Source organism: Bradyrhizobium sp. BWC-3-1, assembly GCF_032917965.1.
Classification (GTDB): domain Bacteria; phylum Pseudomonadota; class Alphaproteobacteria; order Rhizobiales; family Xanthobacteraceae; genus Bradyrhizobium; species Bradyrhizobium canariense_D.
In genome coordinates, this window is sequence record NZ_CP136625.1 from 4,008,269 (window position 1) to 4,034,643 (window position 26,375).

The following is a 26,375-nucleotide window of genomic DNA, read 5'->3' on the forward strand; positions in this document are numbered from 1 at the left end:
CTGGACGGAGCGCTTGGCGTAGTCCTTAGCGTAGTTCTGGGCGTGGTCAGGGCGTCCTCGTTAACGATTTGGCAAGCATGTCGCGGGGGCGGCGATTGGAACCGCCGTTAATGTGACCGTAAGCCGCTTGCACGAATATGCAGGAATTACAGGAGTCATTCCCTTCATGTCTAATCGTGCAACGGCGAAGTTTCTGCCGCAATTCAAACTTGGCACCAAGGCGCTCCTGTGCGCGGTGTTGCTGATCGCCATGAATACGGCGCTCGTGGTTGGCGCCGGCTATTGGTCGCTCAGCTCCGCTTTCAACGATCGCGCGCTCCGCGACATCGAGGTTAGCCTGCGGACGCTGGCCCTGGCCTTTGCCGAAATCGTTCCCGATGCGAAGATCACGATGCGGGATGGCGCGGTGGCGCGCGCCGAGATTCCCAAGATGCCGGACTTTAGGGATCACGCCATCGTCGATCGCGCGGTGTCCTATGTCGGCGGCAACGCGACCCTGTTCGTGTTCGACGATGCGAGCGGGCAGTTCGTGCGGCGGTCGACCAACGTGAAGAAGGAAAATGGCGACCGCGCCGTCGGGACCCAGCTTGCCGCCGATCATCCGGCGCAGGCGCTGCTGCGTCGTGGGGAGGCCTACAAGGGCCCGGCCACCCTGTTCGGCAAGTCCTTCATGACCGCCTATTTCCCGATCGCCGACGCCAGCGGCAAGGTCGCCGGCATCCTCTATGTCGGCATCCCGATGGCCCAATTCGAGAGCATGCTGGCCCACACCATCGAAAGCATGGCGATCGCCGCCGGGCTCGCGGCGCTGCTGGTGCTGGTTCTGACCTTGCTGGTCGTCCGCCGCGTCACCAAGCCGCTCACCTCAGTGACGCGCTCGCTGACCGCGCTCGCCGAAGGCCAGAGCGACGTCGAGATCGATTGCGAGAATCGCGCCGACGAGCTCGGCGAGATCGCCCGCACGGTCGCGGTGTTCAGGAGCAATTCGCAGGAGCGGGCGCGGATGCGCAGCGAGCAGGCGGCCGCTTCGGCTGCGGCCGCCGAGCAGCGCAAATCCGAGCTGCGCAATTTCGTCGAGGAGTTCCGGGGCGGTGTCGGCGGCATTCTCGACAAGGTGCTGACATCGTCAGGCGAATTCGAGCGGACGGCGCGGCAGCTCACCGACACTGCGCGCTCCACCGCCGATCGGTCGGCGCGGTCGGCCGGAGCTTCCGAAAGCGCCTCCGAGCACGTGCGTTCGGCGGCGTCGGCCTCGGACGAGCTGTCTCAATCGATCTCCGAAATCACCCGGCGGGTGCAGGAATCGAACGTCATTTCCGCTGAGGCCGTGCGGCAGGCCGAGGCGACCGATCAGCGCATCGCGCAGCTCTCCGAGGCGGGCGCGCGCATCGGCGATGTCGTCAAGCTGATCACCTCGATCGCCGAGCAGACCAACCTGCTGGCACTGAACGCGACCATCGAGGCCGCGCGCGCGGGCGATGCCGGCCGCGGTTTTGCGGTGGTGGCCCAGGAGGTCAAGACGCTCGCCGGCCAGACTGCCAAGGCGACCGACGAGATCTCGAACCAGATCGCCAGCATGCAGCTTGCGACCGAGGAATCGGTTGTCGCCATCAAGGCGATCAGCCAGACCATCGAGCGCATCAGCGGCATCGCGGGCTCGATCTCGGCGGCGGTCGAGCAGCAGAAGAGCGCGACCCAAAACATCGTCGCCAGCGTTCGCGCGGCGGTATCGGGCACGGCCGATGTCGCCGTCAACGTCCGTCAGGCCGCCGAGGGTGCGAACGAGACCGGTGAGACGTCCAGCCGGATGTTTGCTTCCGCTCAGGCGTTGTCGGGCGAGAGCCTGCATCTGAAGGCCGAGGTCGAGGGCTTCCTCGAACGCGTGCGCGCGGCGTAAGAGCTAACATCGTCGTCCCGGGCGGCGCTGACGCATCGCCCGGAATGACAGTTCCGTTATTTCGGCTGCGGCACGATCCGGATGTAGGGCTTCGGCTCCTTCCAGCCTTGCGGGTAGATCGTCTTGGCCTCGTCGTTGGAGACCGAGCCCGCGATGATGACGTCGTCACCCTGCGACCAGTCGGCCGGGGTCGCGACGCGGTGCTTGGCGGTGAGCTGGAGCGAGTCGATCACGCGGAGGATCTCCTGGAAGTTCCGACCCGTCGTCATCGGATAGACCAGCACCAGCTTGATCTTCTTGTCCGGCCCGATGATGAAGACGTTGCGGACCGTCTGGTTGTCGGCGGCCGTGCGGGTGAGGGGATCGCCCGAAATCGCGGCCGGCAGCATGCCGTAGAGCTTGGAGACGTTGTAATCGGTGTCGCCGATCATCGGATAGTTCGGGGCCGCGCCTTGCGTCTCCTTGATGTCCTCCGACCATTTGGAATGGCGGTCGACCGGATCAACCGAGAGGCCCATCAGCTTGACGCCGCGCTTGTCGAATTCCGGCTTCAGCTTGGCCAGCGCGCCGAGCTCGGTCGTGCAAACCGGTGTGAAGTCCTTCGGGTGCGAGAACAGCAGCGCCCAGCTATTGCCGATCCAGTCGTGGAACTTGATCTTCCCTTCGGTGGTCTCGGCTTCGAAGTCGGGGGCGGTGGTGCCAATCGGAAGTGTCATGGTTCTACCTCATGTTATTGAATTTACTTGCGAATTCATCTTTGACCGTCGCGGCCATTATAGGGTCTCCGCGATCCCAAGTGAACGCTAACTGAACCGCTTCAAGTAAAATGTGAATTCCTTCTTTGAAGGCCTGATTTCCTAGCACCTTTTTGTTACAGCCGCGCCCGCGGCGAAACATCTCCACCGGGGCTATACGGGCGTGATTGCCCCGAGAAAGCCTTTTATGACTTCCATCACGCTCGCCCGGCGCTCGCCAGAACCAAAATGGTCCTGACAGCGACCAATTGGCAACTATCTCAAAGAGTCGCGATCCCGGTGCCGAATCATTAACCACCCCTTTACGCCGGCATGAAAATGCTGGCCGATCAGAAGAAATCTGGAAGTGAACTATGTCTGCCGCTGCGCATAAGTCTGTTGAGTCACCGTCCCTCGAACCATCCTGCCGCGATACCTCGACCCATGCACTGACCATCGTGCGCGACGGCGTGATCACGGGCGAAGGCCCGACCACCAAGGGAAGGGTGCACTTCTCCCGCTCGCTCGATGCCGATGACACCGCCTGGTGCGCCCGCATCCTCACCGCCACGGCCGTCAACGACCAGCCGGTCAGCCGCACTGAGGCCGAAGTGCTGTTCGAGATCAACGAAGCCGCCACCGAGCGCACCGATGGCGGCCGGTTCGACGACCTGCTCGCCAAGGCGGTAGCTCATTATGCGGCGAGCGCCTCCGGCCTGAAGGTGCCGCCGCGCAGCGTGGCGCTGTCGGCCGAGTCCGACATCGAGAGCTGGGCGCCGTCCTATGCCTCCAAGGTCAACAGCGAAATGCTGGAGTGGATCGCCGGCCAGATGCGCGGCAAGCGCCAGAACAACCGTCGCCTGATGGCGATGGTGGCGACCTTCCTGGGCGCCACCGCGCTGCCTCTGGCGGGCCAATTGCCGAACGTGTTCGACATCGGCATGTAAGATTTTGGGCATGTAAAATTCTGCGCCTTTCACGAAGGACGCATTTGAACGGCGGGGTTATTTCCCCGCCGTTTTTTGTTTGCCGGCGTCCGGCTCCAGCCCGAGCGTGCGGCCGGGGAAGCCGGCCGTGTCGAAATAGCGCTGGCTGCCGACGCGCTGGAAGTTCAGCACGGTCTGCAGGCCGTTCTCGGACTTCTTCGACTTCTCGACCCCCTTGTAGGCCTTCGGCACGATGCCGTTGGACAACGCCTCCGACATCACGCGGCCGACGAGACCGCCGTTCTGAGAAGCGCGCAGACCGAGGAGCTGAGCGGCCGTCATGCCGACGTCGGCATTGCTGACCGGGATCTCGCTGACATACCCGGCTTTGAAGTCCGGACCGATCGCGGCCATGAAGTTCATGGTGTCGCCCCGGCTGAAGCTGCCATGCATGCCCTGGCCCTGGCGCAGCACGGTGTCGGCGACCTGCACCGAGCAGTTGGTCGGCGCCTCGCCGCAATCGCTGGCATAGGAGCGGAAGTTGACCACGATCGCCGGCGTCGGCGTCGCCGCCTTGCCGCGCAGGTTGATGCTCGACAGCGGCAGCGTGCCGGGGAAGCGGCCGAGCGAGTCATCGACGAACAGGCCGGAGACGTAATCCTGCTCAAGCAGCAGCTTGACGGTCTTGGCCGCCAGCTTCTTGTCTTTGGTCGGCAAATAGATCAGGTCAGAGCCGCCATTGGTGGCGACGACGAGATCGGGCTTTTCCGGATCCTTGCCGAGCACGCCGTTGCCGGCCTTGGGATGCTTGTTGCCCTCGACCTTGGCGTTCTTGTCGTTGGGATCGAACAGCGGCAGGTCGAGCGCCTTCGCCAGATCGAGCGCCAGAAAACCCATCGGCAAAAAGTCCTTCGGCGTGTCGTCATAACTGACCTTGGCCGAGAGGCTGGTCTTGCTTTCCTTGGAGATGGTCGAGAAGCCGTGGTCGGCCTGGACCATGATGTTGGTGGTGGCGGCAAGGCCGAGCTCGTCCAGCGCCTTGCGGAGCTGGGCGAGGTTGTTGTCGGCATTCTTGATGCCGGCCATCGAGGTCGGCCCGTTGATGCCGGGCATGATCTGGTTGAGGCTGTCGCCGGTGTTGTGCTGACTGCCATCGGGGTCGCGCGACCAGAACACCAGCACGAACGGCTTGTTGCGCGCCTTGAACATCGGCAGCACGACCTTGGCCGCGACGTCGGCGAAATAGGCCTGCTGCGCGACGTTGGCCGCCGTGGTGCCGGGCGTCTTGGCATCGCCCGCCTTGGAGTTGTCGCCGCGCGGCGGCGTGGCGAGGGGCAGGCCGGCCTTGGTGAGAGCGGCCTTGACCTCGTCCGACAGCGCCACGCCGTTCTTGCCGCCGGTCGCATCGTCGAACACGACCGAATGCAGGCCGGCCTTTTCGGGCTTGTCGGTGTGGTCGAACTGATAGGTCGGACCATGCTTGCCGAGCGCGGCGGTGCTGTAGCCCTTGTCGCGGGCCAATTTCAGGATCGTGTCCTCGTTGAGGTAGTCGCCCTTGAAATGCTCGTCGATGTCGCCAAGCACGGCGTCGTTCTCGATGAAGGGGACCACGGTGTCGCCGGCGGGTACCGAGGTGTAGTTGGTCCAGATCGTATTGGAGAACACGCCGGTATCGCCGAGATAATGGCCGGTCGACATCGCCGAGCCGTTGGCCATGGTGAAGGTCGGGAACAGCGAATGCGAATTCTTGAAGTTGACGCCCTTGTCGCGGATTTCGGCCATTGCGGGGGCGGTCTCAGGCGTGACCTTCAGCGCCCGCAGACCGTCCGGAATGAACAGGATCAGGTTACCGGGCGTGTTGTTCTCTGCGGAGGCAGGTCCGGTCGAAAATCCTGCGGACAACACTGTCAGTCCGGCTGACAGCAACACCAGCGAACGGCGCATCAAAATCTCTCCCTGCGAGGCGGCTTGGCCGCCAACCGCGGCCCCCGGCTTCATTTAGTTTCGCTGCATGACGGTTTTGTTACAAGAGCGGAGCGCCATGTAAAGAAGGACAGGGGCCCCGCTCTGCGCGGCGTCCGGCGGCACGAGATCGCGGTGTCGGCACGCGCTGCTTCAGCATCGTTATTGCGAGCGCAGCGAAGCAATCCAGAATCTTTCCCCGGCGGCAGACTGGATTGCTTCGCTGCGCTCGCAATGACGGAGTGAGTGGCTGGCAGCGTCGCGCTTCGATTCGCATTCCGAGTGGCAGACACACCTTCGCCCTCTCGCGGCGCATTTCGCCCGAGCTTTGCTTGGTCGCCTCACCCTCAAAATGAAAGAGGGCGCAGGGAAGACCGGGTGCCGGCTGGCACCCGCGGTCCACTGTGCGAGATTGTCGTAAGAACAATGCACAGCGGCATACAGGTGAAGCCCAACATCCGGCCTTCCCTGCGCAGTGGCTTTACGGCTTATGTCGTGCTCTCCCCGGGGAGCGATGCACTATTGCCCCCGTCGCCTTGCGGATGGCTGATGCGTGTGCCCGGTTGGGCAACCCACATCACCGCAACGCTTGACGCACAGACCCCGGGCGTCAGGACCACACGATTTTGCCGTACGCCGATCGCACCGGTCGTGTGCGCGACGCCTTCGCTCACGGTTAGCCGCCCTGCGAAGCCATTCGCGCCGATGTGACTAACGTCCACCGCCGTCCGGCCCGCGTTCGTGACGATCGCGATACGCCCCTCTTCCTTGGGCCGGGTTGAGAAATTCCTAACAAAAATCCGAATTCTAATAAAGAGAAATATTTTGTCGCCGTTGCGTCGACCCCGGACTTGGGTGTTTCGCCAGAAATGACGCAAGGGATTGTGGCCGAGCGGTCAATCCGGTGCCGTCGGCACCGGCGTATTCTGAGCGACCGCCTTGGCCGGCGCGGCCGTCGTGGAATTGCGGCCGCCATTGGCCAGGTTGCGGCGAAGCGATGGCGGCGCCGCCCGCAGGGCAAAGATGATCGCGATCTGGGTCCGGTTCTGAAGGCGGTATTTGCGCATGATGTTGCCGATATGCGCCCGCACCGTGTTCTCCGAGATCTTGAGCTCGTACGCGATGTTCTTGTTCTGCATTCCGCGTGCGATCAGCATCATCAGGTCCCGCTCGCGCGGCGTTGGTGTGATCGAATGTTTCGGATCCCGACTCATAACTGCTCCTTCGTGGCCTTTGGTCGATGCGAACACCCCAGAATGTTCTCACTCCGTCTTGAGTGCCTCGATCGGGCTGAGCTTGGATGCCTTGTGGGCGGGATAAAAGCCGAAGATCAGGCCGGTCGCGATCGAGAAGGCGAGGGCAAGGCCGATCGCCTGACCGTCGATCGAGGTGATCCATCCTGCCATGCGAGCGACCGTCATCGAGAGCGTGACGCCGGCACCGACGCCGATCGCGCCGCCGAGCAGGCAGAGCACGAGGGCCTCGCAGAGAAACTGAAGACGGATGTCCCGCATCCGCCCGCCAAGCGCGCGGCGGATTCCGATCTCGCGCGTGCGCTCGGTGACCGAAACGATCATGACGTTCATGATGCTGATGCCGCCAACGAGCAGCGAGACCGAGGCGATGGCGACGAGCAGGAGCGCGACGGTGCGGATCGCTCCCTGCTGCGCTTCCATGGCGGCGGCCGGATCCTGGACCTTGAAGTCGTCCTCCTGGCCAGCGGGAATACGGTGGCGCTGCCGCAGCAGGTTTTCGATCTCCGTTCGCGCCCCCGCCATCTGTCCGTCCGCGGCCACCTTGGCGATGATATAGGCGACCGAATCCCGGTTGATGTTGCTTGCGCTGCCGAGGAAGCGCAGCTTGGCCGTGGTGAGCGGCACGAAGGCGACGTCGTCCTGCGCCGGTCCCTTGCGATCGAGAACGCCGACCACTTCGAGCGGCACCTTCATGATCCTGATCTGTGCGCCGATCGGGTCTTCGCCGGGCGCGAACAGCTCATGCGCCACCGTGCTGCCGAGGATCACGACCTTGCCGGCTGCTGCCTCCTCGCTGCCGGAAAAATAGCGGCCGGTCGCAAGCTGCCAGTCGCGCACCATGAAGTGCCCGGTCGTCGTCCCGTTGATGGTCGTGTTCCAGTTCTTGCTCTCGTGAATGACCTGGGCCGTTCCTGCAATCGAACCGGCCGCTGCCTGGATCTCGGGGATCTGCTCGAGGATCGCCTGCACGTCGCTCTCGGTCATGGTCAGCTTGCTGCCATCCTTGAGACGCACGCCGCCCTGGTAGACCGCGCCGGGGTTGATCATCAGCACGTTGGCGCCGATTGACCGGATCTGCTCCTGTAGGCGAAGCTGCGCGCCGGATCCGATCGCAAACACCGTCACGATCGAGGCGACGCCGATCACGATGCCGAGCATGGTGAGGATGCTGCGCAACGGATTCAGGCGCAAGGCGTGCAAAGCGATCTGAAAGCCCTGGAGCATGGTCATGGCGCAGCGTTCCGTTTCGGCAGGATCGGGACCAGCGTTTCGTCCGCGACGAGCTCGCCGTCGTGCAGGCGGATCGTGCGCCGGCACTGGGTCGCGATGCCGGGGTCATGCGTGATCATCACGATGGTCTGGCCGGTCCGGTTCAGCGCGGCGAACAGGGCCAGTATCTCGGCGCCGGTACGGCTATCGAGCGCGCCAGTCGGCTCGTCGGCGAGCACGATCAGCGGGGAGGCGATCAGGGCGCGCGCGATCGCGACGCGCTGCTGCTCACCGCCCGAAAGCTGTCGCGGGAAGTGGTGGGCCCGGTGCACCATGCCGACGGCCTCCAGGCTCTGCTCGGCGCGGGCCAGACGCTCCTTGCGGCTGATGCCGCAATAGACCAGCGGCAGCGCGACGTTCTCAATCGCATTGTGGCGAGCGAGCAGATTGTAGGACTGGAACACGAAGCCGATGCTGCGGGCGCGCAGGGACGACCGGTGGTTTTCCGAGAGATCGGCGACGTCGGCTCCCTCGAGATAGAGCGCGCCCTCGCTCGGCAGGTCGAGCAGCCCGATCATGTTCATCAGCGTCGATTTTCCGGAGCCCGAGGGTCCCATCACGGCGACGATCTCGCCTCGTTCGATGTCGAAGCTGACATTGCGCACCGCAGTCACCGCTACTCCGTCGGCGCGATAGGTCCTGGAGACCGACTGCAGGCTGATGAGGGGCGGGAGGGCCGTCATGATCCGAACCTTATGCCGAGAAATTCCATGCCGGCCGGCCGGATGGCCTGACCCACGGCGACCTGGCTGCCCTCGACGAGGTCTCCGCTCCTGAGTGCGACCTGTTCGGTGCCGGCCGCGCCGACGGTCACCGGAATACGCCGGAGTGAGCCGCTGGCGGTGCGCGCCCACACGGCGCTGCGCGCCGCGGCGTCCGGCCGCGTGCCCGAGGGCTGGAAGCGCAATGCAGCAAGCGGCACTTTCAGCACGTCGTCCTGCCGCTCGATCACGATCTTTACCAGGGCGGTCATGCCGGGCAGCAACGCGCCGTCGAGATTGGAGGTGGCCAGGACGACGGTGTAGGTCACGACGTGCTGCTGGTTCTGCGGTGCCTTGCGCACCTGCCGCACCACCGCCTCGAAGCGACGGTCCGGGTAGGCATCCACCGTGAAATGCGCGCGCTGGTCGGGGGCGATGCGTCCGATATCGGCTTCGTCGACCTGCGCGTGGATTTCCATGTCCTCCAGTCGATGCGCGACCACGAACGTGGTGCGCGATTCCAGTCCGACCGCGAGCGTCTGGCCCTCGTTGACGAACCTGCCGACGACGACGCCATCGATCGGCGAGCGGATCACGGTGCGGTCGAGATCGGCCTGGGCCGCAGCGAGAACGGCCGCCTTTTCCGGCACGGCCATGCGTGCCTGCTGCAATTCCGCCTCGATCCGGCGGACGTCGGCCTGCGCCCCATCCACCGCATAGGAGTTGAGGGACATCAGAACCTCGGCCTCGCGTTCCTGGGCCAGACGTGCGGTGAACTCCGTCTGCGCGTCGTCGACCGTCGTCGTGGCCACCACGTTTTGCGACTGGAGCGCTTGCTTCCGCTGCAAGGTCTTTTGCGCCGAGCTCTTGACCGCCTGGGCGCTCTCGAGCTTGGCAGCGAGCACGTCCCGGCTACCCCTTGCGTTTTGCAGATCGATCCTGGTGCGATCGAGCTTGGCCCGTGCGACGTCGACCAGAGAATTGGCAACGGCCAGAGAGGCCCGGGCTTCGTCGACCTTGGCCGCAAAGCTGCGCGGATCGATCAGGGCGAGCGGCTGATCCTTGCTGACCGTGTCGTTGAAATCGACATAGACCCGGGCGAGCTGCCCGGACAGCTGGGAACCCACCTCGATCGTCTTGACCGGCTGCAGGGCTCCGGTGACGGTGATGGTCTGCTCGATGCTGCCGCGCTGGATTGAGGCGAAGCGGAATACGGGGGCGTCCGATCCGAAGCTCCGTGCTTCCAGCCCCACGGGTCTGAGCAGCCGTTGGCTCGATGCGTAGGCGAGGGCCGCCTTCTGCGCCGCGGCCCCGGCCGCGTCGGTGATGACGGCCGGCCCCGCGGCGTAGACCGCGGCGAGGCCACATGCAGTGCCGAGCAAGGCAATAACTGGCACAAATCGCATATCAAAAACCCGCCTCTTGAAATGGCATCGTTGGCGGCAAAGGCAGAGATCGCGCTATGGTTGTAAACCCGCTATGGTTGTAAATCTTGAAAAACGCAGGCGATCGTCAGTGTGTCGCCGCTGCCGGGGCGACGGTCGGGTGCGCTTGATGATCCAGAAGTAAAGTCCGCGGGTGCTATTTTTCACGACTTGCCCGAAATGCATACGGAGCGTATCGATATGACGCGCGCGGTATCGAACTCGACAAGCTGACTGAACGTCTCGTCTGCTCTGGCCGAAGCGGCCAGCGCCCGGCGTTCAAGTCGGCACGTGGGTGGCGACGCCATGACGCACTCGGCGATACCGAAGTTCCCACGCCAGATCGTCGCGTTTCCGGTCGTCGCATTCCCAATCGCAGCATTGCCGATTTCGCGCCTCGCCATGATGCCGCAGGTCGCGAGGGCGCATCCCCGCAATCACGAAACCCGATGTGTGAACACCTTCACTCGTATTGAACGGGTGTTGGGCCTAAGACGTCGAAGCGGCGGATCGGAGCGACTCGCTCGATCCCCGCGAATTCATCCAAGCACCTTGATCTCGCTTGCAAGAAGAATGGATGGCTCGTTGCTTGTTCATCGAGCCCCAATCCGGGAGCGCGTTTCCATGAGTTCAGGCCAAGCCACAGTTTATGTCATTGACGACGAGATCCAGATTCGAACCGCGATAGGAAGTCTCTGTGAGGAGACCGGGCATCAGGTGAAATTGTTTGCGTCGACCGACGAGTTTCTCGGGGAGACTATTTCCGGCGGGCCTTCATGCCTTGTGCTCGACGTCCGCTTTCCCGGCACGGCGCCGACCGGCCTCGAGCTTCAGCGCCGGCTCGCCGAGACGGGCGTGCTTATCCCGATCGTCTTCATCAGCGGCCATTCCGACGTCCGCGTCTCGGTCGAGGCCATGAAGCGCGGCGCAGTCGAGTTTCTTCCAAAACCCTTTCGCGAACAGGAGATCCTCGACGCGATCAGGCACGGCATCGAGCGCGACCGCAGGCGGCTCGAACGCGAAGATAGCGTGCGCGAAGCGCGCCAGCGCGTCGAGACGCTGACGGCGAGGGAGCGGGAGATCATGCTGTTGATGGCCGAAGGTCTCGTCGCCAAGCAGATCGCGGCGAGGCTCGGGGTGAGCGAAGTGACGGCCAAGGTCCATCGCACCAGGATGATGCGAAAGCTGGAGCTTCGCTCGCCGATCGAGGTGGTGCGGTTGGTCGACAGCATGGGACGCGAAGAAGAGACGACACGAACCGGCACGGGACAACCGTACAGCTAGTGCCGCAGGCACCAAGGCGCCGCGCAACGTCTAGTCCGTACCGATTAGCATGAACTGCAGTCTGTCGCACGCAGCACGATCGGTTCAAAGTCGGTCCTGCGATGTCGGCCTCCTCCAAGACGGCATCCGAACCCAGTCAGAGATCTTAGCCAGAAAGGATATTCCATGCGCAAATTGTTTTTTGCTTCCGTTGCCGTGCTCGCCCTCTCCTCCGCCGCGCAGGCCGCCAACACTGCGACCACGGTGCAAGTGGGCGTCGTGAATGGTTCCAGCGTCTCGCAGCAGGGCCTCACCAACGACAGCTCGTCAACCAGCCAGCTCGGCATCATCAACAGCGCGACCACGATGCAGGGCACCAGCGCGGCCTCCCTCAACAACGGCAGCACGGTCAACCAGGTCGGCGTGCAGAACTCGGCGACGACCGGCCAGGTGGCGTTCGGCAACAACGGCAGCGCGATTACCCAGAACTCGTTCGGGCCTGCCGCGCTTCAGAACAACGCCGCCGCCGTCGGACAACTCAGCGTGTTCGGCGTCAACAGCAGCACCGTCTCGCAGACGGCGCACTAAGCCAGCCCCGTTTGGCCGGACGCGTCATCTGCGGCGCGTCCGCGCCATCCTTGAAAGCACCGCCTCGGGCGGGACGACTCGGTGAGAGCTTGTCCGCCGACTTTCGCGGAGGAAATGTCATGCATCAAAAATATCTCGTTGCCACGATCGTCGCGTTCGGCTTGCTGACCGCTGTCGATGCCCAGGCCGGCAACTCGGCCACCGTGCTGCAATTCGGCACCACCAACAACTCCTTCATCTCGCAGAGTGGCGGCACCAACAACAGCGCCACCACGATGCAGTTCGGCGCCACCAATACTGCGACCACCCTGCAGACGGGCTCGCTCCTGACCGTCAACACCTCAGTGATCGGGCAGGGCGGCACCACCGCGACGGCGTCCAACACCGCGTTACTCGGCCAGGCCGGTGGCTCCAATTCGAGCCTGATCGGCCAGATCGGCGCGAACAACGCGGCGGCCGTCGGACAGCTCGGAATCCTGAACGGCTCGGCGATTTTGCAGCAGACTCCTTGATCGCAAATCCATTTTCAGTCGCGAGGCATGTCATGAGACATTTTTCCGGCGCCGCCTGCGGCGCGTTTCTCACCTTGTGTTGCATAGGCGCCGGATCGGCCGGTGCCCAGACCGCCGACATCAAGACCATCGTGTCGCTCGGCGGCCCGCCGGTCGTGCTGAACCAGAACAGTCAACTCAACATGGCCGGCGTGTTCATGATAGGCGGCAGCACCAGCGCGACCGTCACTCAAAACGGCACGAACAACGCGACCGGAATCCTGCAATTCGGCGGGACGACGTCGGCATCGGTCGGGCAGGCGGGCGTGAACAATGTCGCGTTTGTCGGCCAGGCCGGCCAGTCGACCAGCAGTTTCCTGTCCCAGTTCGGTGCGTTCAACTCGGCGACTGTTGTCCAGAATAGCCATTGAGTTTGGCGCGACCTCAGCGTCGTCAGAAATGCAATGGGGGCAAGGCAATGATATGCGGTAGACTGCTCCTGGCATTGGCGGCATTGCTCGCCGCCGTCAGCGTCGCGTCCGAGGCATCCGCCGGATCCGTCCAGCGCGGCGTGACGAACCGCAACGTGAGCATCGAAACGATCGTGCAATTCGGCAACGACGTCCAGCCGGTCACGATCGAGGAGAACAGCAGCATCAATATTGCGCGTGTCATCCAGATCGGTGGCACGGGAACGGTCGATGCGACGATCATCCAGAACGGCACGCGAAATTATGTCGATGTGATCCAGGTGGGTGGCACCACCAATTTGGCGATCGGTCAGTCGGGCGTGAGCAACATCGCCGATATCACTCAGGTCGGCAATTCCACCAATGCCCTCCTGCTCCAGATCGGCGATATGAACACGGGAACGGTGCGACAATTCGGGCGCTTCAACTGGCTGTCGATATTTCAGTTCAGCCGGTGATCAGAAGGTGAGGTGCAACATGAGGTTCATCGTACTTGCAGCAGGAATGAGCATCATGACGGCGATGACAGCCGGGCCGGCCGGAGCTGGCGAGTCAGGTGACGGCCATACCACAATGGTTCAGGACGAGAATGGCACATCCGTCATCACCCAGAGCGGCGATCCGGCGCAGGCTGAGGTCAAGATCGAGAAGGAGCCTGGGCGCACGATGGTCTATCGTCGCAGCGGCGGCAACACCGCCATTGTGACGCAGAGCACCGGAAATCCACAGGACATGCTGGACTGGCTACGCAAGCAGCAGGGCCGCTGACGCACGAAGGCCCATCGTCCGTGATGGACGATGGGCTCATCGTGAGCGGGCGTTACCAGCTGCGATAGACGCCGGTCAGGGTGCCGTTGTTGTTGCCCTCCGGGCCGACATCGCCCTGCGTCGAGCTCGGCGCGGGATGGTTGGTGCCGTTGAGCGCACTGTAAGGTCCGGCCACATCAGGATAGTACGCGCGTGGCTGAACCGGTTGGTAAGCGGGGGCGGTGCGATCCCAACCCGCGCGGGATCCGTTCCAATCATAGCCCTGGGCCGAGGCGGCCGTCGTGCCCGCGACGAGGGAAGCCGTGATCAGGCAGAGGAGTTTCGATTTGTTCTGCATTGGAGATGCTCCTTGCTGGTGTCGGGAGCCAACGACCGCAGTGCGGGAGCGTTCCGGGTGTTGTCGGCCGAAGCGATCAACTCCGATCAACTGGTTATGAAGTCCGTTTCCCGGGAACACGAGCGACATCAGCCGGAATCCCGGGCGTCTTGCCGCAGCTTGTTCCCTGTTCATCCCGTGCCTTAACCAATAATTAATTATACGTTTGCGGGTGGGCGACAGCCCGGCCTAGCGTGCGGTGGGGAGCCGCTATTCGCGAAGCCAAACGAGTTGGTGCGTATCATGATGTCGAGATCATTTGGGGCGTTGCTCGCCTCGCTCAGCGCAGCCGCGCTGCTCCTTGCCCCCAGCGTCGGTTTTGCCAGGCCCGGTGGCACCGTCGCGCATGCCGCCACGCCTTCCGGTCCGGCGGCGCGTCCGCCGATTGCGCCGGGCGCCAGGTTCCGTGGCCGCAACACGCCCTGGGTCTACTGGCCGGGCGGCGGCGGGTTCTACTATGACAATGCTGGCTACGGCCAGCCTTTCGCCGAGACCGCCCAACCCGTCTCCAGCGACGTGCGCTACACCTATACGTACGACGTTCCCTGGGACTGGACGCATCGCTTCCCGCCCAACGTGGTGCCGTCAGACCGGCCCTACGTGCCGAGCTGTCCGACGGAGCAGGTCACTGTGCCCGGCCGCGGCGGCGGCGAGCACACCGTCAACATCATGCGCTGCTACTGAGCAGCGAGTTCGGCTCAGCTAGCCCAGCTCAAAACTGGTCACGCCGAAGACGCGGTCGGTCCGCAGCGGCGCGATCGGCCCCGTGTACATCCGCGCCGTCTCGAACACCGGCTTCAGCCCGAGTGATTCCACAAGCGCAATCGCCTCGCGATTGACGGCGGGGACGTCGAGGAAGATCTCGCCGCCGTTTGCGCTTTCCAGCAAGGCCTGCACGATCGCTTCCGCCGCCGCGCGGTCGTCGGCGACGAGCGGGCCGATCTTGCGGCCGATCCGGCACGGCCGGATCACGCCCCATGCAGCGAGCTTGCCGTCGCGCAGCAGCGCGCGCCCGACATGTCCTGATGTGCCGATCCAGGCACGCAGGAAGGCACTGCGCGGAGCCGGAAAAACCGTTGCATCGTCGGCTTCAACGAGCGCGAGCGGGATCGTGTCGAGCGCAACGACATCGGCGGGCGGCCTCGATGGCGCGGCGACGAAGCCGCCATAGCGGACATTGGCGTGAGCAAGCTGGAAGCCGGACTTTCTGTAATTGTCCTGCTGTGCCACGACGCCGTCGAGGCCGATCACGCGAGCGCCCGCATGCGCGATCGCCGCGTTCCACATGCGCAGGCCGTGGCCTCTGTCGCGAAAACCCGATCGCACGATGTAGAAGCCGAGAAACGCGAAGCGATCGTCGTAGTTGACGCAGGAGACGGTCGCGACCGGCTCGCCGTCGATCTCGCCGACGAAGAAGCCCTTCGCGTCCGGGATCGCGAAACAGGCGGCGTCGGAGAGGCCCGGATTCCAGCCCTCGGCCGCGGCCCAGTCGACGGCGATGGCGATCTCCTCGGGGCGCAAATTGCGGATCTCCAAATCGCTCATCTTTCAAGTCGCCTTCGACGGTGGACCTTCCGGCCGGTCCGGCGGTAGAAGGCCTCATGATAGGCCGGGCCCACGGCTCGCCTCCACGATATCACAAAGGATGATCGCTCATGGCAGCAGAGATGGCAGCAGAGAAGGTCGCACTCGTGACCGCCGGCGGCAGCGGCATGGGGGCAGGGGCTGCGCGCCGGCTCGCAGCCGACGGCTTTCGCATCGCCATCCTGTCTTCTTCCGGCAAGGGCGAGGCGCTGGCAGCCGAGCTCGGTGGGTTAGGGATCACCGGTTCCAACAAGTCGAACGACGATCTGAAGCGGCTTGTGGACGGGGCGCTTGCCCGATGGGGACGCATCGACGTGCTCGTCAACAGCGCGGGCCATGGGCCCCGGGCGGCGATCACCGAGATCACCGACGAGCAGTGGCACACCGGCCTCGACACCTATCTGCTCAACGTGATCCGTCCGACCCGGCTGGTGATGCCGATCATGCAGACGCAGAAGGGCGGCGCCATCATCAACATCTCGACCGCCTGGGCGTTCGAGCCGAGCGCGATGTTTCCGACCTCTGCGGTGTTCCGCGCTGGCCTCGCCGCCTTCACGAAGATCTTCACCGACACCCATGCCGCCGACAACATCCGGATGAACAATGTGCTGCCGGGCTGGATCGACAGCCTGCCGCAGCTGGATGCACGCCGCGACAGCGTGCCGATGCGGCGCTACGGCAAGGTCGAGGAGATCGCCGCGACGATCTCGTTCCTGGCGTCCGATGGCGCGGCCTATATCACGGGACAGAACATCCGCGTCGACGGCGGACTGACGCGTTCGGTCTGAGACGCGGAGCGTCGGATCGCGCGCGGGTTGTCGCGATGCGACAGTGGTGTGCGTCGCGCGTCACGGAGGAGGGATGACGCGTGGCCCTCCAGTCACACCCGTCACGCGTTCGCGTGCCGCACGGCTCACGCTACGTCACAGTCCCTATGAACTTCGCCGCAGCCCAAGACGGCGAGGGACCGGCAGCCTATGCCCAATCTGCGCCGGACAACTTCCGCCCGCGCATTCGAAACGCGAGATCAATCGCGCGGGGCAAGGAGACTGGAATGAAGAAGTTTTTGCTGGCGGTTGCCGCGGTTGTTTTGGGCTCCGCATCCGTGCAGGCGGCCGACCTCGCGGCGCACTACACCAAGGCGCCGATGATGGCGACGGCCTACAGCTGGACCGGCTTTTACGTCGGCGGCAATGTCGGCGGGCAATGGGGCAGCGCCGATCCGGCCACCTCGACCGCGTTCGATCCCGCCGGCTATTTCGCGGACACCAGTGTTACCGCGATTGCTGCAGTCGGCGCCCAGCGTGTCAACAGCTCCAGCGTCACCGGCGGTCTTACCGCCGGCTATAACTGGCAACTCAACAACGCCGTGCTCGGCCTGGAAGGCGATATCAACTATTTCGGCTTCAAGGGCAGTGCGACGGGTTCGGCGCTCTATCCGTGCTGCGCACCGACCGGCTTCACCGTGTCGTCGTCGGTCTCGGCCGACTGGCTCGCCACCATCCGCGGCCGCATCGGTTTCCTCGCTGCTCCGACCTGGCTGCTCTACGCCACCGGCGGTGCGGCGATCGCCGAGGTGAAGGGCATTTTCAACTTCGTGGACACGTTCGCTGCGGCGACTGAGTCGGCCGCGTTCCGCGACACACGCTTGGGCTGGACCGCAGGTGTCGGCACCGAATATGCCTTCGGCGGTGGCTGGTCGCTCAAGGCGGAATATCTCTACGTCGACCTCGGACGCAGCACCGTGACCAGCACCAATCTGCTTGGCGGCGCGTTTCCGACCAACGTCTTCACCCACTCGGTCGATCTCAAATCGAACATCGTGCGCGTCGGCGTGAACTATAAGTTCGGCGGACCCGTCGTTGCCAGGTACTGAGCATTCCCGTTCCGACCTGGCGTGGAAAGCCCGGCTTAGCCGGGGCTTTCTGTTTTTCGCTAGGCGGACTCAGTGCGATGCCACCAGATGCGCCAATGCTGGCAGGATCCTGTAGCGCGCGATCTCGTGCGGATATTCGCCCCGATTGGCGAGCAGGACGATCCCGATCCGCTGCGCCGGCACCAGGCCGATATAGCCAGAGGCGTTGTTGAGCCCACCCGGCTTGTCGACGACGGTGACGCCCGGCAGACGCACCGTCTCCCAGGCCATTCCCTGCCCAAACTTGTCGTCGACGCGGAAAATCTCGTGCTGCGTCATCCGCAGGGCCTCGCGCAAGTGAGGCTCGGTCGACCGCCCATCGACGCAGGCCGCAACGAATGCGGCGAGATCCCGCGGCGAAGAAAACATCTGGCCGGTGCCGGGGAAATCAAAATAACTCTGCTGGTTGCCGATGGGGCCGATTGCCATGCCCTGATCCGAGTAGCCCTGGACCGCGAGCTGCATCCAGGCGTCGTCCATGACGGCACGGCTGTCCTCGCCGCGTTCGGGCACGGAGGTCGCATCCATGCCGATCGGCTTGAGGATGTGTTGTTCAAACAGGGTTGCGATCGGAGCGCCGTAACAGCGCTCGAGCACGAGTTGAAGCAGCACGTAGCCGGCGTGGCTGTAGACGCGCTGCTTGCCGGGCGCTTCGCCGGCTTGCGGTCTCCAGCTGTTGAACATGTCGATGAGCTGCGCGCGGGAAAACGTGTCGCTCGGCCACGGCGGATGATCGGTCGGCAGCAGCATGCCTGAGGTGTGCGTGACGAGTTCGCCGACAGTGATGCGGCGAACATAGTCGCCGGTGAGCTCCGGCTGATATTTCGCCAGACGATCGTCGAGCCGCAGTTCGCCGCGGAGGGTGCCGAGCGCAACCAGCGTCGCCTCAAACGGCTTGCGTAGGGAACCGAGGTTGAACAGCGTGTCCGGCGTGACCGGCCTTCGCGTGGCGCTGTCGGCAAAGCCGTAATTGAAGTACTCGACATGGCTGCCGGCATAAAGTGCAGCGGCGAGACCGCCCGGCTGGTCCGGCGTCGCGGTCGGCGTCAGTTCGTTCGCAACGATGTCGCGCATCTGCGCGATCATGTCGGAATCCGCGGCGGCCCCGCGCGGCCATGCAAGCGCAAGGGGAACGAGCGCGGCCCGGGCGAGCGCCCGTCGGGTGAGATACGATGAGGTGACAACAGACGACACGGCTCTGGCGCAAGATTCGATGCGCCCCCAGTCTCTTGTAGTGGGAAGGGCCGATCCTCCCTATTCACGATTGCGCGTGGTGGGTTCCGCGCGAATGGTCCGTTAGCCCGGATGGAGCGAAGCGCAACCCGGAAAGTGCCGCAGCCGAGCGAGCGGCCCCGATTACGCTTCCCTTCATCCAGGCTACCAGTCGGCAAAATTAACTTAGCTAATTGGCTAACAATTGTTGACGCGAGATCATGGCAGCCCTATAGTTAGCCCCATGGCTAACCAACTATCCCGGCTCGATCAGGTTTTCGCGGCCCTTGCCGATCCCACCCGGCGGGCGATCGTGATGCGGCTCTGCGCCGGCGAGGCGTCGGTCGGCGAACTCGCCGATCCCTTCGCGATGGCGCTGCCGAGCTTCATGAAGCACATCCATGTGCTGGAGACGAGCGGTCTCGTCCTGTCGGAGAAATCCGGCCGCGTGCGCACCTGCCGCCTCAGTCCTGACGCGCTCCTCACTGCGGAGGACTGGTTCCAGCACCAGCGTGCGATCTGGGAGGCGCGGCTCGATCGCTTCGAAACCTATGTAATGAAGCTGAAGAAAGAGCGGGCGGCTGCCAAACGGGCGACCAAGACAAGTAACAAGCCGATCGACAAGACAACCAGACGGAAAGGTTCCTGACGATGACGAATTCTGCCAATCCCGCTCTGTCGCAATGGTCGCTCGACCGTGAGATCGTGATGTCGCGCGTGATCGACGCGCCGCGCGATCTGGTGTTCGAAGCGTGGTCCGACCCGAAGCATCTGCCGCAATGGTTCGGCCCGAAGGGCTTCAAGCTCGAGACCTTCGAGATCGACGTGCGGGTCGGCGGCGTCTGGCGCTTCAACATGATCGGCCCGGACGGCACGGTCTACCCGAACCGCATGCGCTTTCGCCGCATCGAACGGCCGTCGCTGATGGAGATGGATCACGGTACCGACCAGGACGAGGATCCCGGAATGTTCCGTTTCACCGTCACCTTCGCCGAGCAGAGCAACGGCAAGACGGTTCTGATGATGCGGCAGCTGGCGTCGAGCGCGGCGCAGCGCGACGGCATGATCAACTTCGGTGCCGTCGAATACGGCTACCAGACACTCGACAAGCTCGCGGCCTATGTGAGTGGGATGAAGAGGTAGGGCGAGCAGCCACTTCCTCTCTCATGCGGAGGAGGCCGCGGAGCGGCCGCCTCGAAGCACGAGGACCATTGGTGAAGCCTTCATTCTTCAAGGCGCGCGCCCCTCGGGATGAGGGGCGCTTCATTCCTTCGCGTCGTCCGTGACGATGTCGCCGAGTTTCTGCCAGCGCTGGCCGTCGAACTGCACCATCTGGAACTGCTTGTTGACGCGGTAGTCCGTCGGCGTCGTCGTCACCGAGATGCCCGGCAGCGTCAGGTCGAGTGCGATGTTGTTCAGGCTGGCGGCCTGGCGCATCACGTTCTCGCGCGTGAGATCGTCGCCGCATTGCTTCAGCACCTGCACCAGCAGCTGCGCGGTGATATAGCCGTAGACGTTCAGGTTCGAATCCTTGTCGCCCTCCGGGTAGTACTTGGCCATGAAGGCGAGATATCGCTTCATGCCGGGATCGTCCTTCCATTCGGGATCGGCTGAATCCTTGACATAACCGACGCTGACGACGCCCTTGGCGTTGTCGAGTCCGGCAGGTTTCAGCACCGCGCTGACCGAGGAGGCGTTGATGTCGATGATGTGCAGCGGCTTCCAGCCGATCTCGGCCACCTTCTTGATCGCCTGCGCGGCCTGTTTCGGCGTGGTGGCGCTGAACAGCACATCGGCACCGGCATCCTTCAACCGCAGGATCTGCGAGTCGATGGTCGGCTCGGTGATCTCGTAGGACGTCTCGGCGACGATCATCTTCGCTTTGTCACCGAGACCTGCCTTGAAGCCGGCGAGGTAATCCTTGCCGAGATCGTCGTTCTGATAGAGCACGCCGATCCTGGCGTTCGGATGGTTCTTCAGAAGATATTGCGCGTAGATCCGGCCCTCGACGAGGTAGGACGGATTGAAGCCCATGGTCCAGGGGAAGTTCTTCGGATCGGTGAAACGCGCCGCGCCCGTTGCCGCGAAGAGCTGCGGGACCTTCTTGGCGTTGAGATATTTTTGCACGGCGACATTGGGCGCCGTGCCAATGATCTGGAAGGTCAGCAGCACCTCGTCGCTTTCGACAAGCTTGCGGGTCTGCTCAACCGTCTTCGGAGGCGAATAGGCATCGTCATACTGGATCAGATTGACCTTGCGGCCGTTGACGCCGCCCTGGTCGTTGATCATCTTCATGTAGGCGGCCTGGGTCTTGCCGATGACGGCATAGGCCGAGGCCGGCCCGCTGAGCGGGACGGTCTGGCCGACCTTGATCTCGGTGTCGGATGCGCCGGGATCGTATTTCTTCTGGGCCTGTGCCGCCGGGATCGATAGCGCGAGAAGGATCGCGACTGCCGCGACACGTTTGAGAAGTACGTTTTTCATTTCCATTCCCTGTTCGTGACTGTCACTCGCCCTTGAGGCCGGCCTCGCGGATCAGCCCGGTCCACTTTCTTGTTTCGTTGTCGATGAACTGGCCGAATTCGGCCGCGGTGCCCGCGCGCACTTCGAGGCCCTGGGCCGTCAGCTTGTCCTTGATCGCCGGCTCGGCCAGCGCGCGCAAGACTTCGGCCTGCAGCTTGTCGACGATCGCCCGCGGCGTCGTCGAAGGCGCCATGAAGCCGTACCAGCCGGCCGCGGCCACGTTGGGAAAACCCTGCTCGCGCAGGGTCGGCGCCTGCGGGTAAAGCGCGCTGCGTTCGGCCGAGGCGACGCCGAGCACGATGAACTTGCCGCTCTGGATGTAGGGCAGTGCGGTCGGCAGCGCCGTCAGCGTGGCATCGACGCGGCCGGCGAGCAGCTCGGTGTAGGACGCCGCATCGCCACGGAAGGGAATGTTGAGCCCCTTGACACCGGCATCCCTGAACAGGAGTTCGCCGGCAAGATGCGGCTGCGATCCGGCGCCGGGCGAGGCGAAGGTCAGGCCATCCGGCTTCGATTTGCCGTAGGCGATCAATTGGGGGAGCGTCTTGAACGGCGCGTCCGCGCTGATGATCAGGAACAGTGGCGCGATCACAGCCATGGCGACGGGCTGCAGATCCTTGCGCTCATAGGTCAGCTTGCCGAACAGCGCTTCGGCGGTCGCATAGGGGGCCGCGACATAGAGGAGGGTATAGCCGTCGCCCGGCGCATGCGCGACCGTGTCGTTGGCGATGCGCGTGCCGGCGCCCGGCTTGTTCTCGACGATGAATTGCTGGTGCAGGTTGCGGCCGAACTCTTCGGCCAGCAGCCGCAGCGAGATGTCGTTGGAGCCGCCGGGCCCGTAAGGCGAGATCAGCCGCACCATACGCGACGGCCAGGCGTCCTCAGCGCGTGCGGCGAATGGAAGTCCGGATATCGAAAGAGCGAGGGTGCCCAAAAATGTTCGCCGTGTGATGGTCATGGTGGCCTCCCGATGGTGGAGCGCCGATTGTCTTGTTCATCGCCTGGCGCTCTTCTTGTTCTGCTTTTGTGTTTCGGTCGCCGGTGCCGCCCCAATCATGGTGCGGATGCTGTCGGCAAGAGCGGCAATGCGCGGGCCGATCTCGCCCTCCAGCTGGCCGGGCTGGAGCCGGAATGCGGGGATGCCGCAATTGATCGAAAAGGCCTGCTTCGCCTCACGCGCATGAAACAGCGGCGCGGCGACGGCATGGATCGAGGCGATGTACTCGCCGAAGCAGGTGCAGAAGCCGCGGCTGATGCATTGTGCGAGGCCGGCGCGGTATGTCTCGCGGAAGGCCAACCACAGCTCGGTATCCTCGCTTGCAATGCGCTCTTCGAGCAGCGCGGCATCGGCCTGCGGCAAGGTCGCCGCCGCGGCACGGCCCATCGCCGTCATCACCACGGAAATGGGCATGCCGATGTCGGGGACGTGCGGGCCGACGTCGCCGGAGCGCGCAGTCTCGACATAGATCATGGAGGTCGCATCGAGCAGGCCGATCGAGACCGTGCCGCGCACGCTTTGCGCGAGCTCCTGCATCATGGGCCGCGCGACCTGGCGGAACTGCATGTCGGCGAGCAGCGGATGCGCCATGCGAAGGGCGCGCGCGCCGACGCGATATTTGGCGCGTTCGGAATCGTAGCGGAGGTAGCCGAGCTCGGCGAGCGTATGCGTCAGCCGCGCCACCGTTGGACGCGGAATCCCGGTCAGCGTCGACAGCTCCATGTTGCCGAGCTGCGTCGCTCCCGCCTTGAACGCTTCGAGCACCACGAGACCCTTTGCCAGCGTCGTCGCGAACGCGGCGTCGTCGATGCTGTCCGCCAGCACGGCGGCAGCGGACGAGGAGGCGCGGATCGGTTTGGACGCGGTTTTGGCCATCCAGGATTAATGAACCCGGTCGGGGCGGTTGTCCAATAGATTCATAAAATTGTATTTTGTGTCCACTATCCGGACACGCGGCGGCGTTGCCCGTGCGGATAAAATGTGCGCGACGAGCTCCGCCGCACACAGATTCTCGTCGTGATTCCGTGGGTTGTTGTGACAGGATTATTACGACTGAATGTCATATCGATTACAGCGGAGCGATTCATGTTGCAGTGGCAGGCGCGGACAAATCCCCTCGCGTGGTGGTGGGGGTCCCTGACGCTGGTCAGTGCTGCCAACATTCTCGCCTGGTTCATGCTGTACCGCGCGTTCTATCCCACGTCCGCCGGCAGCATCAGTGGCGGCTCCGACATCGGACTGATGTTCCTGCTCTGCGCCGGCTATGTCTTCGGCTGCGCCTTCCGCTCGTTCCTGCCGCGCGCCGACGTGCAGCGCATCTGTCTGTTCGACACCTGGCTCTCCAGCGTCTTCGTCGGCCGCACGGTCGCGACCGTGGCCGAACTGTGCTTCGCGGCGCAATGGGCGGTCATCCTGCATCAACTCGGGACCATGACGGGCGCCGAGACGGTTGTGAACATCGCGTGGGTGATCGTGCCCATCATCATCATCGCGGAGTGCTTCTCCTGGTATGCGGTGGTGACGACAAACTTCCTTTTCAACGCGATCGAGAACTCGCTGTGGGCGGTGACATTCTTCCTCGCGGGCATCGCGCTGTGCCGGCTGATGCCGGAATTCCAGGGGCCGGTGCGCTGGGCGCTGATTGCCGGCATCGTCGGCATCGCCTGCTTCCTGGCCTTCCTCGTCACCGTCGACGTGCCGATGTATCTCAGCCGCTGGCGGGCAGGGTATGAAGAGGGCAACCGGTTGCTCGGCTTCCTCGAAGGCCTGCATGACGTCTCGACGCGCTGGGTCGTGACCCACGACATCGCGCACTGGAAGGGCGAGCTGACCTGGATGTTCCTGTATTTCACCGCCGCCGTGTGGTCGAGCCTTGCGCTTTGTGCGCTCTACGCGATGGAAGGCTATCTCACGCGCTATCTGGCTTGAGCAATCAGGCCTCGCCGAGATCGACCTCCGTCAAGATGCCCTGGCGCAGCGCCAGCCGGACCAGCTCGATGTCGGATCCGACGCCGAGCTTGTCCTTGATCAGGGAATGCAGGTTCGCCACCGTCTTCGGGCTGACATGGAGCGTCTCGGCGATCTCCTCTGTCGTATTCTCGGCGAGCAGCAGCCGCAGCACCTCGAACTCGCGCGGCGTGAGGACGTCGGCGGCAGAGCTTTCCCCAGCCAGCCGGCTCAGCGCGAGCTCATGGTCGATGTCGGGGCTGATCGCAATCTTGCCGGCAAGCACGTCCATCACGGCGCGCACCAGCGTCTCCGGCGGACTGGTCTTCGTGACGTAGCCCCTGGCGCCGGCGCGGATCGCCTGCACGGCAAAGCCGGCATTCTCGTGCATGGTGAAGACGAGGATCCTCGCGCCCTTGTCCCACTGCCTGATGCGCCTGACCGCCTCGATGCCGCCGATGCCGGGCATGCTCAGATCCATGATGACGAGGTCGGGCGCCTCCGATTTGTAGAGACGATAGGCCTCGGCGCCGTCGGCGGCTTCGGCGATGACGCGAAGTCCCGGCTGCTTCTGGAGCACGGAGCGATAGCCCTCGCGGACGACGGAATGGTCGTCGACCAGCAGAATGGTCGCGCCGGCCGCGCTCATGCGGCGTGCTCCAGCGGCGGCCGATCGGCGGCTGCGAGCGGAATGACGACGCGCAGTGCGGAGCCGCCGTTCGGCTTGGCCTCGAAGCTCAATTGGCCGCGCAAGGCCGCGACGCGCTCGCGCATGCCGAGCAGGCCCATTCCGGATTTCGCGACGGGATCGGTCGCGCGTCCGTCATCGTCGATCGCAAGCGCGATCTCGCTCGCCCCCATCGTCAATTCCAGGCTGACCCGCGTGGCGACGGCATGCTTGGCGGCATTGGTGAGCGCCTCCTGCACGATCCGGTAGAGGCTGGCGCTGATCGTGGCCGGCAGGGTCTCGAATGCGCCGTCGAACCGGATCGAGAAGCGCGTCTCGCCGCGGCTGCGCCCGTTCCAGCCCGCGACCAGGCCTTCGAGGCTGGCGACGAGCCCGAGCTCCTCGACATCCGGCGGCCGCAGCCGGAACAGTGTGCCGCGCAACGTCTCCATCATGCCGGTTGCGGTCCGCGCGATGCCGTCGCATTCGCCAAGCAAGGAAGGGCAGTCCTGCGCGGCGGTCTGGCGGGCGGAGGAGGCGAGCGCCCGGATGGCGGCGAGCGACTGGCCGAACTCGTCATGCAGCTCGCGCGCGAGATGGCGGCGCTCCTCGTCCTGGAGCGCGATCAGCTTCCGCGTCAGCTCGCTGCGTTCGGCAAGTGCGGTCTCGAGGCTTTCGGCGAGATGGTTGAAGCCGTCGCGGATCGCGGAGAGCTCGGCAAGGTCGAACGGCGGCAGCCGCGTGGTGAGGTCGTTGGCGGCAATCCGCTCCAGGCCGGTGCGGATCATGCGGGTGGGGCGCAGCGCGCGTGCCAGCGCGGCGTAGACCAGGGCGCAGAGCAGCGGCAGCGCGATCGCCAGCGCCAGCATCAGGCGGCCGGCCTCGTGCCAGGCCTCCGCCGTCTGCACGGCCGGCTCGACCGAGACCACGGCGTCGCCAAGCTTCGCTCCGCGCACGATCACAGGCCGTGCCGCTTCGCGGCCGGGGTCGAACAGGCTGCGATAGAAGGCCGTGAAGGCTTGCGGCGGTGGGTTTGCCGGGGCGGGCGCGCCGCTGCAGAAGCGCTGGAGGATGTCGCCGCTCGTGCCGCGGAATGCCAGGCACAGGCCGGGCGTCATCACATAGGCCGAAACGGGGTCGAGGTTGGGAAAGTCCGAGCGCGGGCTGGCGACCCACTGGATCTTGCCCTGCTGTAGCTCCAGCGTCTTGGCGACGATGGCGGCGATGTCGTCGAGGCGCGCATGCGCCGCGCGGTCGGCCGTAATCAGGAAATAGGCGGAGATAACGGCGAAGCAGGCGGCCGATATCGCGGCCACGCGCAACGTCAGACGGACTTTGAGATCGAACCTCGGGCGGTTCCACATCGGCGGGCACCTGGTGCGAACGGGTTGTCGCGCCCGCATTA

The 26,375-nt window shown here is 64.3% G+C and carries 28 protein-coding genes; 14 read left to right on the top strand and 14 right to left on the bottom strand.

Annotated elements, in window-relative coordinates; genetic code table 11:
- The first annotated feature begins 166 nt into the window (after nucleotides 1–166).
- Nucleotides 167–1,897 (top strand): methyl-accepting chemotaxis protein, encoded by a 1,731-nt coding sequence (locus tag RX329_RS19390; RefSeq protein ID WP_317246332.1) that lies wholly within the window; start codon nucleotides 167–169, stop codon nucleotides 1,895–1,897.
- A 56-nt stretch (nucleotides 1,898–1,953) separates the two neighbouring features.
- On the opposite strand, the gene RX329_RS19395 is transcribed toward RX329_RS19390, so the two are convergent.
- Nucleotides 1,954–2,613 carry a peroxiredoxin gene (locus RX329_RS19395; protein WP_018455274.1) on the bottom strand — a complete coding sequence of 220 codons (660 nt, stop codon included), beginning with the start codon at nucleotides 2,611–2,613 and terminating at the stop codon, nucleotides 1,954–1,956.
- Nucleotides 2,614–3,005: 392 nt separating this feature from the next.
- Between RX329_RS19395 and RX329_RS19400 the strand changes: the two genes are divergently transcribed.
- A complete protein-coding gene (locus RX329_RS19400) occupies nucleotides 3,006–3,578 on the top strand; it encodes a hypothetical protein (RefSeq protein WP_085360898.1) in 573 nt (190 codons plus the stop codon).
- 57 nt (nucleotides 3,579–3,635) lie between these two features.
- Here the strand turns inward: RX329_RS19400 and RX329_RS19405 are convergent, their stop codons facing one another.
- From RX329_RS19405 to RX329_RS19425, 5 genes are all read right to left on the bottom strand, one after another.
- The gene (locus RX329_RS19405) at nucleotides 3,636–5,501 is read right to left on the bottom strand and encodes an alkaline phosphatase family protein (RefSeq protein ID WP_085351437.1); all 1,866 of its coding nucleotides are present in this window, start codon (nucleotides 5,499–5,501) and stop codon (nucleotides 3,636–3,638) included.
- A gap of 914 nt (nucleotides 5,502–6,415) precedes the next feature.
- The gene (locus tag RX329_RS19410) at nucleotides 6,416–6,733 is read right to left on the bottom strand and encodes a response regulator transcription factor (RefSeq protein ID WP_085351323.1); all 318 of its coding nucleotides are present in this window, start codon (nucleotides 6,731–6,733) and stop codon (nucleotides 6,416–6,418) included.
- 48 nt (nucleotides 6,734–6,781) lie between these two features.
- Entirely contained in the window at nucleotides 6,782–8,005 is a 1,224-nt protein-coding gene (locus RX329_RS19415) for an ABC transporter permease (protein WP_018455269.1), read from the bottom strand.
- Nucleotides 8,002–8,727, bottom strand: coding sequence for an ABC transporter ATP-binding protein (locus RX329_RS19420; RefSeq protein ID WP_085351324.1), 726 nt, complete (start codon nucleotides 8,725–8,727; stop codon nucleotides 8,002–8,004). The genes RX329_RS19415 and RX329_RS19420 overlap by 4 nt, the downstream gene beginning before the upstream one ends.
- Entirely contained in the window at nucleotides 8,724–10,151 is a 1,428-nt protein-coding gene (locus RX329_RS19425) for an efflux RND transporter periplasmic adaptor subunit (protein WP_085351325.1), read from the bottom strand. The genes RX329_RS19420 and RX329_RS19425 overlap by 4 nt, the downstream gene beginning before the upstream one ends.
- 642 nt (nucleotides 10,152–10,793) lie before the next feature.
- Here RX329_RS19425 and RX329_RS19430 point away from each other — a divergent pair.
- The 6 genes from RX329_RS19430 (at nucleotide 10,794) to RX329_RS19455 (ending at nucleotide 13,749) form a co-directional block, all read left to right on the top strand.
- Nucleotides 10,794–11,453: a response regulator transcription factor gene (locus RX329_RS19430; protein WP_018455266.1), complete on the top strand. Its 660-nt coding sequence runs from the start codon at nucleotides 10,794–10,796 to the stop codon at nucleotides 11,451–11,453.
- Nucleotides 11,454–11,618: 165 nt separating this feature from the next.
- Complete coding sequence (locus tag RX329_RS19435) at nucleotides 11,619–12,020, top strand: hypothetical protein (protein ID WP_018455265.1); 402 nt, start codon at nucleotides 11,619–11,621, stop codon at nucleotides 12,018–12,020.
- A gap of 119 nt (nucleotides 12,021–12,139) precedes the next feature.
- Entirely contained in the window at nucleotides 12,140–12,532 is a 393-nt protein-coding gene (locus RX329_RS19440) for a curlin (RefSeq protein WP_085351327.1), read from the top strand.
- Between the two features lie 32 nt (nucleotides 12,533–12,564).
- The gene (locus RX329_RS19445) at nucleotides 12,565–12,942 is read left to right on the top strand and encodes a curlin (RefSeq protein ID WP_018455263.1); all 378 of its coding nucleotides are present in this window, start codon (nucleotides 12,565–12,567) and stop codon (nucleotides 12,940–12,942) included.
- Between the two features lie 83 nt (nucleotides 12,943–13,025).
- On the top strand, nucleotides 13,026–13,439 hold the full coding sequence (locus RX329_RS19450; RefSeq protein ID WP_274535547.1) for a curlin: 414 nt from the start codon (nucleotides 13,026–13,028) through the stop codon (nucleotides 13,437–13,439).
- A 19-nt stretch (nucleotides 13,440–13,458) separates the two neighbouring features.
- Nucleotides 13,459–13,749, top strand: a complete 291-nt coding sequence (locus RX329_RS19455) for a hypothetical protein (RefSeq protein ID WP_026232912.1) — start codon at nucleotides 13,459–13,461, stop codon at nucleotides 13,747–13,749.
- Nucleotides 13,750–13,801: 52 nt separating this feature from the next.
- On the opposite strand, the gene RX329_RS19460 is transcribed toward RX329_RS19455, so the two are convergent.
- Nucleotides 13,802–14,086: a hypothetical protein gene (locus RX329_RS19460; protein ID WP_018455258.1), complete on the bottom strand. Its 285-nt coding sequence runs from the start codon at nucleotides 14,084–14,086 to the stop codon at nucleotides 13,802–13,804.
- Nucleotides 14,087–14,368: 282 nt separating this feature from the next.
- On the opposite strand from RX329_RS19460, the gene RX329_RS19465 reads away from it, so the two are divergent.
- Nucleotides 14,369–14,809, top strand: coding sequence for a hypothetical protein (locus tag RX329_RS19465; protein WP_026232911.1), 441 nt, complete (start codon nucleotides 14,369–14,371; stop codon nucleotides 14,807–14,809).
- A gap of 18 nt (nucleotides 14,810–14,827) precedes the next feature.
- Here the strand turns inward: RX329_RS19465 and RX329_RS19470 are convergent, their stop codons facing one another.
- Entirely contained in the window at nucleotides 14,828–15,670 is an 843-nt protein-coding gene (locus RX329_RS19470; RefSeq protein WP_085351329.1) for a GNAT family N-acetyltransferase, read from the bottom strand.
- Nucleotides 15,671–15,792: 122 nt separating this feature from the next.
- Here RX329_RS19470 and RX329_RS19475 point away from each other — a divergent pair, with 122 nt between their 5' ends.
- Nucleotides 15,793–16,497 (top strand): SDR family oxidoreductase, encoded by a 705-nt coding sequence (locus tag RX329_RS19475; protein ID WP_085384467.1) that lies wholly within the window; start codon nucleotides 15,793–15,795, stop codon nucleotides 16,495–16,497.
- Between the two features lie 266 nt (nucleotides 16,498–16,763).
- Complete coding sequence (locus RX329_RS19480) at nucleotides 16,764–17,585, top strand: outer membrane protein (RefSeq protein ID WP_085351330.1); 822 nt, start codon at nucleotides 16,764–16,766, stop codon at nucleotides 17,583–17,585.
- Between the two features lie 69 nt (nucleotides 17,586–17,654).
- On the opposite strand, the gene RX329_RS19485 is transcribed toward RX329_RS19480, so the two are convergent.
- On the bottom strand, nucleotides 17,655–18,710 hold the full coding sequence (locus tag RX329_RS19485) for a serine hydrolase (RefSeq protein WP_162496375.1): 1,056 nt from the start codon (nucleotides 18,708–18,710) through the stop codon (nucleotides 17,655–17,657).
- Nucleotides 18,711–19,080: 370 nt separating this feature from the next.
- Here RX329_RS19485 and RX329_RS19490 point away from each other — a divergent pair, with 370 nt between their 5' ends.
- Both RX329_RS19490 and RX329_RS19495 read left to right on the top strand, forming a co-directional pair.
- Nucleotides 19,081–19,485 carry an ArsR/SmtB family transcription factor gene (locus RX329_RS19490; protein ID WP_094183458.1) on the top strand — a complete coding sequence of 135 codons (405 nt, stop codon included), beginning with the start codon at nucleotides 19,081–19,083 and terminating at the stop codon, nucleotides 19,483–19,485.
- 2 nt (nucleotides 19,486–19,487) lie between these two features.
- Nucleotides 19,488–19,979 carry an SRPBCC family protein gene (locus RX329_RS19495; protein ID WP_018455251.1) on the top strand — a complete coding sequence of 164 codons (492 nt, stop codon included), beginning with the start codon at nucleotides 19,488–19,490 and terminating at the stop codon, nucleotides 19,977–19,979.
- 120 nt (nucleotides 19,980–20,099) lie between these two features.
- Here the strand turns inward: RX329_RS19495 and RX329_RS19500 are convergent, their stop codons facing one another.
- The 3 genes from RX329_RS19500 to RX329_RS19510 are packed head-to-tail and all read right to left on the bottom strand — an operon-like array spanning nucleotide 20,100 to nucleotide 23,232.
- Nucleotides 20,100–21,320, bottom strand: a complete 1,221-nt coding sequence (locus RX329_RS19500) for an ABC transporter substrate-binding protein (RefSeq protein WP_162496376.1) — start codon at nucleotides 21,318–21,320, stop codon at nucleotides 20,100–20,102.
- Nucleotides 21,321–21,342: 22 nt separating this feature from the next.
- Nucleotides 21,343–22,317, bottom strand: coding sequence for a Bug family tripartite tricarboxylate transporter substrate binding protein (locus RX329_RS19505; RefSeq protein WP_085351334.1), 975 nt, complete (start codon nucleotides 22,315–22,317; stop codon nucleotides 21,343–21,345).
- A 36-nt stretch (nucleotides 22,318–22,353) separates the two neighbouring features.
- Nucleotides 22,354–23,232, bottom strand: a complete 879-nt coding sequence (locus tag RX329_RS19510) for an IclR family transcriptional regulator (protein WP_085351335.1) — start codon at nucleotides 23,230–23,232, stop codon at nucleotides 22,354–22,356.
- A gap of 210 nt (nucleotides 23,233–23,442) precedes the next feature.
- On the opposite strand from RX329_RS19510, the gene RX329_RS19515 reads away from it, so the two are divergent.
- Nucleotides 23,443–24,285: a hypothetical protein gene (locus RX329_RS19515; RefSeq protein ID WP_018455247.1), complete on the top strand. Its 843-nt coding sequence runs from the start codon at nucleotides 23,443–23,445 to the stop codon at nucleotides 24,283–24,285.
- A gap of 4 nt (nucleotides 24,286–24,289) precedes the next feature.
- On the opposite strand, the gene RX329_RS19520 is transcribed toward RX329_RS19515, so the two are convergent.
- The gene (locus RX329_RS19520) at nucleotides 24,290–24,952 is read right to left on the bottom strand and encodes a response regulator transcription factor (protein WP_018455246.1); all 663 of its coding nucleotides are present in this window, start codon (nucleotides 24,950–24,952) and stop codon (nucleotides 24,290–24,292) included.
- Nucleotides 24,949–26,334, bottom strand: a complete 1,386-nt coding sequence (locus RX329_RS19525; protein ID WP_018455245.1) for a HAMP domain-containing sensor histidine kinase — start codon at nucleotides 26,332–26,334, stop codon at nucleotides 24,949–24,951. The genes RX329_RS19520 and RX329_RS19525 overlap by 4 nt, the downstream gene beginning before the upstream one ends.
- Nucleotides 26,335–26,375: the final 41 nt, after the last annotated feature.

What these genes read in the sequence shown, in the direction of transcription:
- RX329_RS19390 (WP_317246332.1), top strand. Translation starts at nt 167, where the DNA reads ATGTCTAATCGTGCAACGGCGAAGTTTCTGCCGCAATTCAAACTTGGC.
- RX329_RS19395 (WP_018455274.1), bottom strand. Translation starts at nt 2,613, where the DNA reads ATGACACTTCCGATTGGCACCACCGCCCCCGACTTCGAAGCCGAGACC.
- RX329_RS19400 (WP_085360898.1), top strand. Translation starts at nt 3,006, where the DNA reads ATGTCTGCCGCTGCGCATAAGTCTGTTGAGTCACCGTCCCTCGAACCA.
- RX329_RS19405 (WP_085351437.1), bottom strand. Translation starts at nt 5,501, where the DNA reads ATGCGCCGTTCGCTGGTGTTGCTGTCAGCCGGACTGACAGTGTTGTCC.
- RX329_RS19410 (WP_085351323.1), bottom strand. Translation starts at nt 6,733, where the DNA reads ATGAGTCGGGATCCGAAACATTCGATCACACCAACGCCGCGCGAGCGG.
- RX329_RS19415 (WP_018455269.1), bottom strand. Translation starts at nt 8,005, where the DNA reads ATGACCATGCTCCAGGGCTTTCAGATCGCTTTGCACGCCTTGCGCCTG.
- RX329_RS19420 (WP_085351324.1), bottom strand. Translation starts at nt 8,727, where the DNA reads ATGACGGCCCTCCCGCCCCTCATCAGCCTGCAGTCGGTCTCCAGGACC.
- RX329_RS19425 (WP_085351325.1), bottom strand. Translation starts at nt 10,151, where the DNA reads ATGCGATTTGTGCCAGTTATTGCCTTGCTCGGCACTGCATGTGGCCTC.
- RX329_RS19430 (WP_018455266.1), top strand. Translation starts at nt 10,794, where the DNA reads ATGAGTTCAGGCCAAGCCACAGTTTATGTCATTGACGACGAGATCCAG.
- RX329_RS19435 (WP_018455265.1), top strand. Translation starts at nt 11,619, where the DNA reads ATGCGCAAATTGTTTTTTGCTTCCGTTGCCGTGCTCGCCCTCTCCTCC.
- RX329_RS19440 (WP_085351327.1), top strand. Translation starts at nt 12,140, where the DNA reads ATGCATCAAAAATATCTCGTTGCCACGATCGTCGCGTTCGGCTTGCTG.
- RX329_RS19445 (WP_018455263.1), top strand. Translation starts at nt 12,565, where the DNA reads ATGAGACATTTTTCCGGCGCCGCCTGCGGCGCGTTTCTCACCTTGTGT.
- RX329_RS19455 (WP_026232912.1), top strand. Translation starts at nt 13,459, where the DNA reads ATGAGGTTCATCGTACTTGCAGCAGGAATGAGCATCATGACGGCGATG.
- RX329_RS19460 (WP_018455258.1), bottom strand. Translation starts at nt 14,086, where the DNA reads ATGCAGAACAAATCGAAACTCCTCTGCCTGATCACGGCTTCCCTCGTC.
- RX329_RS19465 (WP_026232911.1), top strand. Translation starts at nt 14,369, where the DNA reads ATGATGTCGAGATCATTTGGGGCGTTGCTCGCCTCGCTCAGCGCAGCC.
- RX329_RS19470 (WP_085351329.1), bottom strand. Translation starts at nt 15,670, where the DNA reads ATGAGCGATTTGGAGATCCGCAATTTGCGCCCCGAGGAGATCGCCATC.
- RX329_RS19475 (WP_085384467.1), top strand. Translation starts at nt 15,793, where the DNA reads ATGGCAGCAGAGAAGGTCGCACTCGTGACCGCCGGCGGCAGCGGCATG.
- RX329_RS19480 (WP_085351330.1), top strand. Translation starts at nt 16,764, where the DNA reads ATGAAGAAGTTTTTGCTGGCGGTTGCCGCGGTTGTTTTGGGCTCCGCA.
- RX329_RS19485 (WP_162496375.1), bottom strand. Translation starts at nt 18,710, where the DNA reads ATGATCGCGCAGATGCGCGACATCGTTGCGAACGAACTGACGCCGACC.
- RX329_RS19490 (WP_094183458.1), top strand. Translation starts at nt 19,081, where the DNA reads ATGGCTAACCAACTATCCCGGCTCGATCAGGTTTTCGCGGCCCTTGCC.
- RX329_RS19495 (WP_018455251.1), top strand. Translation starts at nt 19,488, where the DNA reads ATGACGAATTCTGCCAATCCCGCTCTGTCGCAATGGTCGCTCGACCGT.
- RX329_RS19500 (WP_162496376.1), bottom strand. Translation starts at nt 21,320, where the DNA reads ATGAAAAACGTACTTCTCAAACGTGTCGCGGCAGTCGCGATCCTTCTC.
- RX329_RS19505 (WP_085351334.1), bottom strand. Translation starts at nt 22,317, where the DNA reads ATGACCATCACACGGCGAACATTTTTGGGCACCCTCGCTCTTTCGATA.
- RX329_RS19510 (WP_085351335.1), bottom strand. Translation starts at nt 23,232, where the DNA reads ATGGCCAAAACCGCGTCCAAACCGATCCGCGCCTCCTCGTCCGCTGCC.
- RX329_RS19515 (WP_018455247.1), top strand. Translation starts at nt 23,443, where the DNA reads ATGTTGCAGTGGCAGGCGCGGACAAATCCCCTCGCGTGGTGGTGGGGG.
- RX329_RS19520 (WP_018455246.1), bottom strand. Translation starts at nt 24,952, where the DNA reads ATGAGCGCGGCCGGCGCGACCATTCTGCTGGTCGACGACCATTCCGTC.
- RX329_RS19525 (WP_018455245.1), bottom strand. Translation starts at nt 26,334, where the DNA reads ATGTGGAACCGCCCGAGGTTCGATCTCAAAGTCCGTCTGACGTTGCGC.